Annotated in this window: 12 protein-coding genes; 1 reads left to right on the top strand and 11 read right to left on the bottom strand. The window is 44.9% G+C overall.

What is annotated here, in order from left to right:
• Positions 1–524: 524 nt before the first annotated feature.
• The 8 genes from PLH26_RS14225 to PLH26_RS14260 form a co-directional block, all read right to left on the bottom strand.
• On the bottom strand, positions 525–1,328 hold the full coding sequence (locus tag PLH26_RS14225; RefSeq protein ID WP_324586695.1) for an alpha/beta fold hydrolase: 804 nt from the start codon (positions 1,326–1,328) through the stop codon (positions 525–527).
• Positions 1,329–1,740: 412 nt separating this feature from the next.
• Entirely contained in the window at positions 1,741–2,184 is a 444-nt protein-coding gene (locus PLH26_RS14230; RefSeq protein WP_324586696.1) for a cupin domain-containing protein, read from the bottom strand.
• A gap of 67 nt (positions 2,185–2,251) precedes the next feature.
• Positions 2,252–2,773 (bottom strand): Crp/Fnr family transcriptional regulator, encoded by a 522-nt coding sequence (locus tag PLH26_RS14235; protein WP_324586697.1) that lies wholly within the window; start codon positions 2,771–2,773, stop codon positions 2,252–2,254.
• A 525-nt stretch (positions 2,774–3,298) separates the two neighbouring features.
• Entirely contained in the window at positions 3,299–3,526 is a 228-nt protein-coding gene (locus tag PLH26_RS14240; protein ID WP_324586698.1) for a helix-turn-helix domain-containing protein, read from the bottom strand.
• A gap of 3 nt (positions 3,527–3,529) precedes the next feature.
• Positions 3,530–4,009 (bottom strand): DUF2975 domain-containing protein, encoded by a 480-nt coding sequence (locus tag PLH26_RS14245; protein WP_324586699.1) that lies wholly within the window; start codon positions 4,007–4,009, stop codon positions 3,530–3,532.
• Positions 4,010–4,282: 273 nt separating this feature from the next.
• Entirely contained in the window at positions 4,283–4,759 is a 477-nt protein-coding gene (locus PLH26_RS14250; RefSeq protein ID WP_324586700.1) for a DinB family protein, read from the bottom strand.
• A 167-nt stretch (positions 4,760–4,926) separates the two neighbouring features.
• A complete protein-coding gene (locus PLH26_RS14255) occupies positions 4,927–5,301 on the bottom strand; it encodes a DUF4345 domain-containing protein (protein WP_324586701.1) in 375 nt (124 codons plus the stop codon).
• Between the two features lie 12 nt (positions 5,302–5,313).
• On the bottom strand, positions 5,314–5,862 hold the full coding sequence (locus tag PLH26_RS14260) for an alpha/beta hydrolase (protein ID WP_324586702.1): 549 nt from the start codon (positions 5,860–5,862) through the stop codon (positions 5,314–5,316).
• Between the two features lie 313 nt (positions 5,863–6,175).
• Between PLH26_RS14260 and PLH26_RS14265 the strand changes: the two genes are divergently transcribed.
• Positions 6,176–7,045 (top strand): serine hydrolase, encoded by an 870-nt coding sequence (locus PLH26_RS14265; protein ID WP_324586703.1) that lies wholly within the window; start codon positions 6,176–6,178, stop codon positions 7,043–7,045.
• A 508-nt stretch (positions 7,046–7,553) separates the two neighbouring features.
• Here PLH26_RS14265 and PLH26_RS14270 read toward each other — a convergent pair.
• The 3 genes from PLH26_RS14270 to PLH26_RS14280 form a co-directional block, all read right to left on the bottom strand.
• Positions 7,554–10,748, bottom strand: coding sequence for an efflux RND transporter permease subunit (locus PLH26_RS14270; RefSeq protein ID WP_324586704.1), 3,195 nt, complete (start codon positions 10,746–10,748; stop codon positions 7,554–7,556).
• A 54-nt stretch (positions 10,749–10,802) separates the two neighbouring features.
• The gene (locus tag PLH26_RS14275; protein WP_324586705.1) at positions 10,803–11,918 is read right to left on the bottom strand and encodes an efflux RND transporter periplasmic adaptor subunit; all 1,116 of its coding nucleotides are present in this window, start codon (positions 11,916–11,918) and stop codon (positions 10,803–10,805) included.
• 189 nt (positions 11,919–12,107) lie between these two features.
• Positions 12,108–13,427: a TolC family protein gene (locus PLH26_RS14280; protein ID WP_324586706.1), complete on the bottom strand. Its 1,320-nt coding sequence runs from the start codon at positions 13,425–13,427 to the stop codon at positions 12,108–12,110.
• Between the last annotated feature and the right edge of the window lie 154 nt (positions 13,428–13,581).

The raw sequence follows: 13,581 nt of genomic DNA on the forward strand, positions 1-13,581 counted from the left end.
GAGGGCTATCAAATCTATTCGGTTATTTCTAAAACTGGAAAAGTTTTTTGGGATTTATGCAGGTAATTTCCGGCAATGAGTATTGATAATTCCTCCGGACTCTATCCAACATACGTTTTGATTGGCTGCGAAGAGCGTATCAGAATAAAGCCTTAGCGCAGGGGTCGCATAGCTATGCTTATTGCCTGGATGCAGACCCCGGCGCGACACAATAAGGGCTATCAAACCTATTCGGTTATTTCTAAAACTGGAAAAGTTTTTTGGGATTTATGCAGGTAATTTCCGGCAATGAGTATTGATAATTCCTCCGGACTCTATCCAACATACGTTTTGATTGGCTGCGAAGAGCGTATCAGAATAAAGCCTTAGCGCAGGGGTCGCATAGCTATGCTTATTGCCTGGATGCAGACCCCGGCGCGACACAAGTTGTTTCTGCTGCATTTTTCTGTTGATATCGTTTCATTCCAGATTTATGTGGCGTTCGCTGCAATGAGGATCGCGGGGACGTACCGGCAGTTCGTTGCTCATTTAGTTTCCCTGTCGAGGAATTTTTCAATCATCGGCACAACAAATTCACTTTCCTTTGTGCCGGGTTTTATTGTCGTGATTTCGCCAATATATTCTCCGTGCCCGCCCGGAATTATCGCTAATTCAGCGTTGGTAATCTGTCTGCGCAATTCAATGGCGTGTTCCGGTGTAACAACGTCTCTGTCGCCAATAATAATTAAAGCCGGCGCTTTAATGGCTCTTATTTGCTCATCCGGAATGTCTTTGAAGTTTGCCATTCGTTTTGCATCTCTGTCGTGCATTATTTGTAAACCGTTAGCATCGGGTGCAACCAGTTTGTATGCTGTTTTGAGTTGCCCGGGCATATTTTCCAGCTTCGCCTGTTTTATAAAATCCCAAAACCAATCCGGAACGCCGTTGCGTTTGGCAAGTGCTGAACCTAAAATTATTTTGTCAACGATTTCGGGGTGACGAATAGCAATTTGCAAAGTCGTCGTCCCGCCATTGCTGAAACCGAAAAAATCCGCTTTGTCAATGCTCAGGTTTTTGAGCAGCATCGCAATGTCGTCCGCATCTTGTTCAAATGTCAGGTCTGCGTTTCTGTCGCTCGTCCGTCCGTGCGCCTGTAGTTCAACAGCGATTATTCTGCGTTTTTTTGCAAAAAACGGAATAATCTTTTCAAAGCTGGACTGAATGGTTGAGCCACCGCCATGAATGAGTATAAGCGGTTTGCCCTGCCCGTAAACTTCGTAATACATTTTCAGTCCGTTCACTTCGGAATATCCGCTTTCAAAAGCCAATTTGTCTGTTGTTGTCGCCATTGTTTCCGCTTCGTTTTCGTAGTTGTTTGTAAGCGCCTACAAACAACTACCATAACCGGTCTTGCCACTGCTGCACTCAAATAAAGTTCATGGCTGAAACAGGTAACCGGGTTAAATATTGGATGGTATTTACGGGTACGGATGAAAGGGTTACCAAACCTATTCATTTTTTTTGAAAAATAGAAAAAAACAGGGAAAGCTATGCCGGTGATCTCCTTGCGGATGTAATGTTTCCACCGCGCCGGTTATCGCCTTTTTACCCTTCTTTTGTGCCAGTTGGATGTAGCAGAAGAGATGCGGAAAGAAGTGGTGTTCATACATGGAATATAACGGGCGGGGGCTTGCTGCTCTACCGGAATTCATCCCTTCTTTAGCCGGTACAGCAGCAAGCTCTATCTTATTTGCCGAACCATTATGCATGCTGCATTTTGGGCACAACAGGAACCAGCCCGTGTTTTGTCATAACGACCCTTAACTTTTCAGGATCGGGAGGACCGCCTGCATTTACAATTCCGGCAACTTCTTTAAAGAAAATAGGACCGAGCAACGCCGGGGTAATTACTGCCAGCCCTTTGGCATCGACCTGTTTTAAATTGTTAAAACCATGTACAGCGCCACGGGGAATGAAGCAGGTTTCGCCCGGCTGGATGTCTATCACTTTATCCTCAACCGTAAAAGTTAAAGTACCCGACAACCCGTAAATGGTTTCATCATAATGCTCGTGGTAATGCGGTGTGGGCACTTTTGCGCCAACCGGCACGGTAAATTCAAACATGGCTGCAGCACCATTGGTGTCGGCTGCTTCCAGTAAAAAGTCAATGGTCACCTGACCGACTTTGATCGTTTCTTTGTTCATACAATTAATTTTTATAGCACAAAACTATATTTGGAAGGCAGCAAAGTCCTTGATTTGAGATAAGAAACTATTTTTCGGCAATTTTTTTTCTGATGCGGCTTAAGGTTTCAGGTGTCATGGCCAAATAGGCAGCGATCTGATAAAGCGGTATTCTTTGCAATAAATAGGGTTCCTCCTTTACAAACCGAAGGTATTTTTCTTCAGGCGTTTCAACAGTGGCTTCGGCAAGCCGTTTTTTCAGCATAAAATTCGTGTCCTGCTGCGCCCTTATAAAACCCAGGGTGAAAGATTGAAATTGAGTGATCGCATACACCCAGTTTTTTTGACTGATGGACTGAAGTGTGCTGTCTTCAAGCGCCTGAACACACAGCTCGGTTGGCTTATTATCCAGGAAGCTCACCAGCTCGCTGCACCACCCGTCTTCTATTTTAAAATAAATGGTACGTTCCTCACCATTATTATTAATATAATATTGTCTTAAGCAACCACGTTCAACAAAGTAAACCTGTCTTACAATTTCCCCGGAGCGATACAGGTGCTCATTCTTTTTTACATGTATGGTTTCAAACAACTGAATAACTTTTATCAAATCTTTATCAGAGATTTTATAAACCTGTTTGAGCTGAACTGAAAGAGGAGAATTGTTCATATTTAGTGGTAAGCCGCGTATTGCCGATCAATACATCGGCTTGCGCAACTCATTTCATTTTAAATACTTCCAAGCGCTTACAAATGCTTATAGCTGTTTTCAGGCGTTTACAAACGGCTATTTATAAAAGGGTGCCCTTTACTTCTGTACCTCAAACAAAATTTATAGCCCGAATGGTAAACGGATTGAATACCGGAGATTATATATGGTTCGGATTGAAAAGGCTATCAAACCTATTCATTTATTTTTAAAACGGGAAAAAAAATTGGGGAAGACCGGATATACTTAGCAGGTTTAAAAGCGTCCATTCCAATGACATTTTTTTTATCCGTTTTTAGTCCAAAATAACGCTCACGACTTGCTCTCTGAGTTTCTCCGGTACTTCCTTGATTGCTTTGCTTTATGCGAGCGGTGAATAAATACCCCGCAGCGGCAACGGTTCGGGGCCCGGCGTTCGGGCGGGATTCAGCGGTTCGTTGTTCTTCTTTTATCATCTACATATTCCAAAATATCACCTGGCTGACAGTCCAACGCTCTACAAATTGCTTCTAAAGTACTAAAACGAATTGCTTTTGCCTTTCCTGTCTTCAGGATAGAAAGGTTAGATAATGTCAAATCAACTCTTTCGGAAAGTTCATTCAGAGAAATTTTTCGCTTTGCCATCATCACGTCTAAGTTTACGATAATCGGCATAGCTTAAATTGTTAAGTCATTTTCAGATTTCATATCTACGGCACTTTGTAAGATTTTTTCAAATACTGCCGCAGCAGTTGCAACTGCAACAGAAACAAAAGCAGTTATGATACAAATGGCAAGGAAACCCGCAGGGTCATCCTCTTTATTATGGAATATTTTTATGTATAGTCCGGCTGTTACAATTAAAATACTTAGTGCGATTGCACAATACTTTATACTCTTCAAAGATTTAACAGAGTCTGCTGAGAATACTTTATTCTTCCCAATGTAGCCAAGTAATCTGAATGCCTTGTATAAGGCAACAAAAAAAGCGATTGATGCCGCATACCCGTACAAAATGAACGGATCAGAATAAATGCCAAACAGGTCTAAGTTTGTGGCCCGCCCTTCTGTTAAGGGAAGCCAGATCAAGATGATAAGCGCCACGATGCCGACAAGCACAATGATTGCCTGAAGGAATATTATTGAAATTTTTTTCATACTGATGTTACCATTTACATCACAAATATAATAAATAATTATCGATAAACAATAATTATTTATCGTTTTTAGAAAAAAATATTTTATCCCGTTTAACTGGCTTGCAAATTCAAAAGCTGAATGGTCTGTGTCGTATCGTTTGTCAATGACCGCCGGCACCCCGCTTTACGCATACCTGCCGTTTTAAACAATGACAACGGTTTTTTATCCGCTATACATTGATTTTTAAAATTGAAAGGGGGGACTATCCTGTAACCGCCGGTAACAGAGCGCTTATGACCGGCTCTGCAGTATCATCTTCTTTATCAATAAAATTTGCCCTAAATGATAGTAACTGTGTTCGATCACACCTTCAATGTTTCGTAAATAGCTTCCATATTTTTCATTCACAAACGGCCGGTCAAAAATACTGTCATCCATTTGTTCAACGCTGTTTGCAAACTTTTCCGAATTGTTCAAAAAGGTCGTAACTAACTCGTTCCAATCTGCTGCCGACTTCATTTGAGAAAGGTCAAAGCTGTATTTGTCGCTGATCTCAAGTCTCCCGTTTTCAAAGGCGCTCAACAGACCTGCCAAATAATAATTTATGTGATAGGTCAAAGCCGCAATAGTATTTAAGTTGTCAACTTTCTGAGTTGCCTGCTGCCAGCTCACACTTAGTATTTGTTCTTTATAATTGGTGTTAGCGATCCAATGTCCATTGAGCAGCACTTCCCGAAGCCGGCCGGCAATGGTTAAATTTCTTGTCATTACGTTTCTCTATTTAAATGTTCTTATCAGCACAAGCTTCCGCCAGCCGCCCTTACGCCCGGCCCTTGCCGGCGGCCGATTGTTATTGCCCGGTTACGATGTAATTCAGTTCGGTTACCCCGCAGCCAAGCAGGCCACTTTTTATTGATTCCCCCCTGCCGGTATTCTTATACGCTCAGCCACTTTATTGATATAATTGCTGATCCAAGAGCGATTTCAACAGCCATAATAAAATCAAAATACCTGCCGGCTGTTCCAGCCTGCACTCTCGAATACAGGCGCCCCAATCCTGAAAACACTACGATGAGCCCCAAAAAATACACCAGGTTGCCTGTATTTTCTACATTGAATGAGGCATAGGCGAAAAGAAATCCGGAGCCTAGATAAATGCCGCTTAAAAACCTGACCAAATTATCCAGGACCAATTGCGGCGGTGTGTCTTTTGGCAAAAAATACATTGCACCCTTAAGCATAATATTGATCCCCCCCAGGAAGCAAATGAGTGCTACAATTCCCAGTAAAATACTATTTGCTATCAGCATAATATCTATTGTTTAAAGTGTTTTTATGTCCCCCGCTATGTAAAACAGGTCATTATTGAATTGATGCCCGCCACCCGGAATGTCGCGAAAAGTTGCCTTATTCAGCTTTCGCCTGTATTGATCAAGGTGTGAAAATGGAACTTCTTCATCGTCGCGGCAGTGGTACAAAAAAAGAGGAGCTTCATCAGGCAGGCTGTCTGCAAAATGGTCTCTAAGCTGTAAGCCTTTCTGCCATTCTTCATTTCCGCTCCAGAAAGGCGTGGCAAGAAGAAAGATACCTTCAATGGTTTTATTTACTGGATGCTCAGAAAGATATTTTAAGATCATAGACGCACCGAAAGAATGTCCAACCAAAATTAAGTCCCGGCCGATGCTATCAATATGTAGTCCGATTTGTTTTGTCCAACCAAAATCTAATGCCGTTTCGTCTGACTGAATTTTTGGATAGTTGATCTGATACCCCTTTCCCAAATGCTGCTTCAGGGAGGCCACCAATGCTTCATCCGCCCCGTAACCGTTGTTGCCTCCACCCTGAATGAATAATAGCTTTTTGGCTTCCATTGTTTGAATGCTTTGACTCCTGTTTTGATCCCTGCCCGTTGTCTGAAAGTCTAAAGGTATAAAAAGCATGTTGAGCTGCAAACCAGTCATTCCAGATGCGGCCTAACCTTCCTTTGCCGGGTACCGACCGCATCTTTCGGATTTCGGGATTTCTGTTTCGGGCTTGAAACTTAATATTTGAATTTTATCCGCCCCGGCAGACAGGCCTGCCTGCCGGTAGGCAAGTTTGGTTCTTGCAATTTGGTTCTCGTTGCTTTGTATTTTCTTCGGATCCCGGCTTCAGGACTTCGGGCTTTTATCATTACATTCATGTATGAGAATTACCGCTACCATTTTACTCGTCGTATACATCTGTTCCGCACATGCGCAGCAGGTTGATAAAAAATTACAAAGCCGCATTGCCGAAGCTGTTAAAGGTTTTAACGGGGATGTGGGCATATACGTACATGATCTGAAACACAACAAGGTTGCGTACATCAATGCCGATACGGTATTCCTTACCGCCAGCATTGTTAAGATACCCATCCTGCTGGGCATCATGCAAAAGATAGAAGCGGGTGAACTGAACTACCGTCAGCGCCTCATGTACAGAGATTCGCTTTTTTATGATGTAGGAGATGATATCCTCTCGCGCTTTAAAGACAGCGCTACCATCGAGTTAGGTAAGGTAATGATGCTGATGCTTACCATCAGCGACAACTGCGCCAGCCTGTGGCTGCAGGCGCTTGCCGGCTCCGGAACAAGGATCAACGAAATCGTAGACAGTCTGGGCTATACGTGTACAAGAGTTAACAGCCGCACCCCGGGGCGGGAAGAAAACAGGCGTATATACGGCTGGGGACAATCATCACCACGCGAGATAGCCGGTATTATGGAAAAGATCGTTCGCGGTGAAATATTCAGCAAAGCGGCCAGCGATAAAATGCTTCGCTTGCTGAGCCGGCAGTACTGGGACGAACAGGCGCTGTCGCAGATCCCGGCGGGTGTTTTTGTAGCCGACAAAAACGGTGCAGTGAACGGCAGCCGCAATGAAGTGCTGTATGTGAATGGTAAAAAAAATCCTTACATCTTCAGCATATTCACCAAAAACAATAAGGATCAAAGCTGGAATGAAAACAATGAAGCATGGATAATGACGAAAAAGATATCGGCGCTCCTTTGGGAATATTATAATGGTAAGTAATTTATTGGATCAGGCGCATGGGTCGGAATCATAGATATAGACTTTTCAAAAGTTAACTGGGAATTGATTGTTCATTTCAAAATGAAGACTGTTAACCTCAAAACAATATATGGCATCAGACTATTTTTCTTTGTTACTTTTTGCGGAAAAAGTAACCAAAAGCCCCGCCCGAACGACGTTCAGTCGGGCAGGCGCCGGAAAACGAATACCTCCCGTTTTCCGGTGGGTTCCCTGATGTCACTTTTGCACTACTGTGATTTGAACAACAGGAAGCCTATTGCAGGCTTCTGGTTCACCAAGCTGCCCTTAACCCGGCTTTATAAATATCATAGAAGAAGGCAATAGATAAATAACGGTACATAGCCGAATTGCTCAAACATTATAATGTATCATTTTCACAACCAAAAGGCTAATTATAATATCCATTCAAGCACTTATTCAGGATCGGATAAACAACAGGCAAAAGCCACCCCGGAGAATGGCTTTTGCAGAAAAACAGTTATCAGTTCTACCCTATTCTCCCGCCGGTGATGGCTTTGTCGATGGCTTCTTCCTGTTTGGATTGTTCCTGGAGCCGCTTCAGTTTTCTTCCGTACGCAAGCCGGGTAATAAGTGCAAACAATACCGGCACCACAAATATGGCCAGCGTAGTGGCAGCCAGCATACCGCCAAAAACGGTCCAGCCAATGGTTTTACGGCTTTCCGCTGCCGCACCGCTGGCAAAGGCCAGGGGCAGCACTCCCAGTATAAATGCCAGCGAGGTCATAACGATGGGGCGTAACCGCAACCGCACGGCCTGCAAAGTGGCATGCACAATATCAATGCCCTTATCTACCCTTTCTTTGGCAAATTCAACAATGAGGATGGCATTTTTAGCCGCCAGTCCAATCAATGTGATCAGACCGATCTGTGCATATATATTGTTTGAAAGACCGGGAATAAAAGTAAGAGTAAGTATGGACCCGAATGCACCGATAGGCACTGCAAACAATACCGAAAACGGTACCGACCAGCTCGCATACAGCGCTGCCAGGAACAAAAACACGAATATAATGGAAACGGCAAAAATCAATGACTGCTGGTTCCCTGCAGCTATTTCTTCGCGGCTCATGCCCGAAAACTGATAGCTGTAGCCTGCGGGCAATGTCTTGGCCACTTCCGTTAAAGCCGCAATAGCCTGGCCGCTGCTGTACCCGTCTTTTGGTGAGCCGTTGATCTCAATTGAACGATAAATATTATAATGCGAAATAACAGCCGGGGCTTCAATTACTTTTGTAGTAATGAGCGAGCCCAGCGGCACCATGCCGCCCTGGCTGTTGCGCACATAATATTTTTCAATATTGTGCAATGAGCCCCTGAATGAGCTGTCGGCCTGCAGCATCACGCGGAAATTCCTTCCATATAAATTAAAATCGTTCACATAGCTGCTCCCCAGGTATGTTGAAAGCGTGGCATAAACATCGGAAACCGCTATGCCCAGCTTCTTGGCTTTTTCCCTGTCTACATCAACCTGGTAGCTGGGCGTGCGGGCATTGAAGAAAGTAAAAGCCGCACCAATTTCGGGCCGCTGGTACAGCTTACCTAAAAAGTCGCGGGCCACTTTTTCAAACTGCTGGATATCATCGGTGCTGCTGGTTTGCTGCAGTTGGAATGTAAACCCCGATGTAGCGCCCAAGCCGGGTATTGCAGGCGGAGCAATGGGTATAACCCTGGCTTCCCTGATGTGCGCGGTAGCAGCCCTTATTTTTGCGATAACACTTTGCACATGATGTTCTTTGCCTTTCCTGTCGTCCCAGGGGTTCAGCGACACAAATATGGTACCCGCATTGGATTTGGCGGAAAAGCTCACTATATTTAAACCCGCCAAACCACCGGCTACCTTCACTTCCGGCAACGATCTTATAATGGTGCTGAGCTCTTTTAACATGGCAATATTGCGTGTAGTGGATGTGGCTTCGGGCATTTCGTATGTAACAAACAGGCGGCCTTCATCTTCCGTAGGAATAAATCCGGACGGCTTGTTTTTAAACAAGAAAAACAAACCCACGAAAAGTACCACCAGCATGATCAAAACATAAGGCGTACGCCGTATCCAGCTTCCCACTCCTTTTGTATAACCATTGGTCAGGCGGTTAAAGCCCCTGTTAAAGCCGGCAAAAAACCGTTCGAGCCAGTTCTTTTTTTCTTCTTCCCCCTTTGACGGTTTGAGCATAACGGAGCAAAGGGCGGGAGTAAGCGATAATGCAACAAAAGCAGAAATAAGAACAGATACGGCAATGGTAATGGCAAACTGCTGGTACAAACGGCCTACTATCCCCGGTATAAAGCCCACAGGAACGAATACGGCGGCCAGGATCAGCGCGATCGCTATCACCGGCGCCGATATGTCTTTCATTGCTTTACGGGTAGCTTCCTTTGGCGACATCTTTTCATGGTCAATATTGTGCTGCACCGCTTCCACCACCACAATAGCATCATCTACCACAATACCGATGGCCAGCACAAAAGCAAATAAGGTGAGCGTATTGATGGTAAAGCCCAGCGGAGCAAATAATATAAAAGTACCGATCAGGGAAACCGGTATGGCCAGTACCGGTATCAGTGTTGCCCGCCAGTTTTGGAGAAATAAGAATACCACCAGCACTACCAGTATCAGCGCTTCCACCAGGGTATGCAGCACTTCGTTTATGGATACCTGCACCACCGAAGCTGTTTCAAGCGGCATCAGGTAATCAATATCCTTTGGAAAGGTTCTTCTCATTTCTGTCAGCGTCTTTGTAATGCCCTTGTATGTGTCGAGCGCATTGGCCCCCGGGGCCTGGTATACCAATACAAATGCGGCCGGATTACCGTTTACAAAAGCATTGGTAGTATAGTCGAATTTTCCCAGCTCCACGCGTGCCACATCCCTGAGGTAAACAATGCTTCCATCGGAAGGGCGGCTGCGCACAATGATATTCTCAAATTGTTCCTGTGTGCTGATGCGGCTGTTCGTCAATACGCTGTATTCAAAGGTTTGCATCCCCGGCTGGGGATTGCCCCCTACCGTTCCGGCGGCCACCTGTACATTTTGTTCCTGTAAAGCTGCATTCACTTCAGCGGGTGTCATAGCAAGCGCGGCCAGCTTTTCGGGGTTCAGCCATATGCGCATGCTGAAGTTATCGGCCGGCGCAAATATATCACCAACCCCTTTTACCCTCGATAACGCGTCCTTCACATAAATGTTTACATAATTGCCGATGAATGTGGCGTCATGCGTCCCATTGGGAGAATAGAAGCCCAGCACCATCATAATGCTGGGGTTGCGCTTGCGAACGGTAATGCCTAAGCGCTTTACCGCATCCGGCAAAGAGGGCTCTGCCACGCTCACCCTGTTCTGCACGTCAAGCGTAGCAATGTCAATATTGGTACCTACCTCAAAATTTACGGTAATGCTGCTTTGCCCGCTGCTGGTGCTGTTGCTGGTCATATAGGTCATGCCGGGCGTTCCGTTCACCTGCGTTTCAATGGCGGTTGTAGTGGTTTGCTCAACGGTTTTGGCATCAGCTCCGGTAAAATTGCCGGAAATGGATACCGTTGGCGGAGAAATATCGGGGTACTGCGCAACAGGGAGGTTGATCATGGAAATAAGTCCAACCAGTACAATTACAATGGATATTACGATGGCCGTTACCGGCCGTTTTATAAAAGTTTCTGCTATCATGTTGTGCCAATAAAAATGTGAGGTATGAGCTGTCAGCCAGCCAACCAAAATAACCTACTGCCCGCCCTGCTCAGGTATGGTAACCACTATCCCTTCTCTCAGGTTCTGTACACCCTGCACCACGATCTTTTCACCTTCTTTTAATCCGTCCTTCACAATTACATCCGCACCGATCTGCCTGCTCAGACCGAGCTTGCGTTGTGACACTTTATTGCTGTCGCCCAGCACATATACAAAATATTCGCCCAACTGTTCGGTTACCGCCTTATAAGGTATCAATACCGATCGTTCGGCCGTGCCGTTCAATACCCTTACGGTAGCGCTCATGCCGGCTTTTAATAACTTTTTGCCGTTCGGAAAAACCAGCCGCACTTTAATGGTGCCGGTTTGGGCATCTACTGCCCTGTCAATAAAGCTGATGCTTCCATTATAGGGATATATATCTTTCCCGAAAGCAATGGTGAATGTAGAGTCTTTCGGATCTTTTTTGCCTTGCTGCAAATGGGTAAAGCGGTATATCTCTTTCTGGTCAATGGTAAAATCCACAGCAATAGGATCGTCCGTAGACACCACGTTCAGAATGGTTTGTCCTGCCACTACCGAAGTGCCCTTTTTAACCTGCGAAATACCGATGGTGCCGTCGAAAGGGGCGAATATGCTGGCAAAGTGCACATTAGACTGCACGGCATTTACATTTGCACGGGCAGCCTCCACCTGTTTCTTTGCTGCTTCCAGCGCGGCATCGGCATAGTCTACCTGCTGTTTGGCTATGGCATCCTGTCTGTCCAGCTCATGATAGCGGTCTGCATCTTTCTGCGCCTTCAGCAAATTGGTTTCCTGCACCTGTAAGTTGGCCTGCGCCTGTTGTACATTGGCGCTGTATACCTGCTCGTCTATTGAATATAACCTTTGCCCTTTCCTTACCCTGTCGCCGTCTTTAAAATAAATGCCGGTGATATAGCCGCTTACCTGCGCACGCAGTTCTATCTGGTTAAGCGCTGTTACAATACCGGGATATTCATCATAAAAAACCGCGTTGCCGGTCTTCACTTCAGTAACGGTTACGGGTACCGCCGGTGGCGCCCCCTGTTGCTGCTGCTTAGCACCGCACGACATGATCAGCAACGAAATACCTGCTGCTGTGTATGTCGTAATAGATTTATTTATCATTGAACTGTTAAATTGTATTTTTAAACATAACAAGAACCAAAAAACAAGAAGCAAATAAATACAAAGCCTAAATTTTAAAATTCGAAATCCGGATCCCTCTAAACCTGTAAAGAATGCTCAACATCGAAGCAGCACGGCAGTCCTGACAGGTTGCCTGCTTCTCCATTTTCTAATTCTCAAATTCACAAATTAATACCTGATCTCCCCCAGCGCTTTCTGCACATCAACTTTACTTGCCAGCAATTCATACAAAGCATTATAATAATTGATCTGTGCCGATCGCAGATCCGTTTCCGACGTGATCACTTCCAGGTAGGTTTTAACACCCGCTTTATATTGCAACTGAATAATATCATATACCTCCTTTGCCAGCACCAGGTTTTCCTTTATTGCCGTATAGCCGGCATAATTGCTTTTATAATTGGCCAAAGCGGCATTGTATTCGGCGTTTACGGCATTGCGCAGGTTCACGATATCAAGATTTGTTCTTCTCAACTGCCACTCTGCCTGCCTGATATCATGCCTTCTCTTACCGCCCTGGAATATGGGAAAAGACAATGTCAGTCCTGCATACGAGGCAGGATAAGATTGATTGTATAATTTATTAAAATCGTTATTGAGGTAATTAAGATTATATGCGCCGTTTGCTGAAAGTTGCGGCAAAAAGCTCCATTTGTTGTACTGCACATTGGCTTCCTGCAGTTTTTGCTGCGTGGTCAGCAACCGGTACTCAATACGCTTTGTATAATCAGGAGCCTGTATAGTGTCCAGCAAGATCTCTTTTTCCATCTGAGTGCTGTCGTACACTATCTGCAACGGGGCATTTACAGGATAGCTCATCTGCGCTTTCAGGTTCTCTACCCGTGCCTTTAACAATACTTCATAGCTTTTTTTTGACGCCTTTGTATTATTGAGCGCAATAGCCGCCCGCTTATAATCTGTTTTATCGGTTATGCCTGCCTGGTACTGGTTGTATGCATCCTTGTAGCTGCGCTCTAACCGAACGATGTTTTCGTCCGACACTTTTATCTGCTGTTCTGTTGTAAGCACATCATAGAAAGCTTTTGAAACATTGGCTGCCACATCAATTTTAACGCTTTCCGTATTTTGTTTGGCCTGGCGGCGAATATCGGCACGGGTGCGGCTTGCCAGCAGCACATCCCGGTTAAAAATGGTTTGGTTGAGTGTGAACAATATTCCTGAAGTGTTATCCACGCCCAGCTTAACGGGATTGCCGCCAATAATGCTGGTTTGTACCTCGAAGTTGTGCTGAAAAGTATAGTTGAAATTAACCTGCGGGAACCATTCTGAAAGCCTGCTCTTAATGGCCTCTTCAGTTATGGACTCATCTACGTGCGCCTGCTGTACCAGGGCCTGCTCTTTTACAGCATATGCAACGCAGTTTTCCAGGGTGGCTTCCTGCAATAAGGAATCATTTTGTTGTTGTGCCGTTGACCGGAAGGAAATAAAGACCATGCACGTGGAAAATAACAGAACCCCTTTTCTCATAAATATTATTATACTATTCCGTTAGTGAAATGTCACCCGGGTACGGTACCTATCCTACCGTATCATTCCCGGTTAATTCAATGTGCAAGCAATAGCAAAGTACAGGGAATGGAAATCAGGCGGCGAAGTTAAAATTAAATCCATATACAAATCA

The organism is Agriterribacter sp. (assembly GCF_035444585.1).
In the GTDB taxonomy this organism is placed as follows: domain Bacteria; phylum Bacteroidota; class Bacteroidia; order Chitinophagales; family Chitinophagaceae; genus Agriterribacter.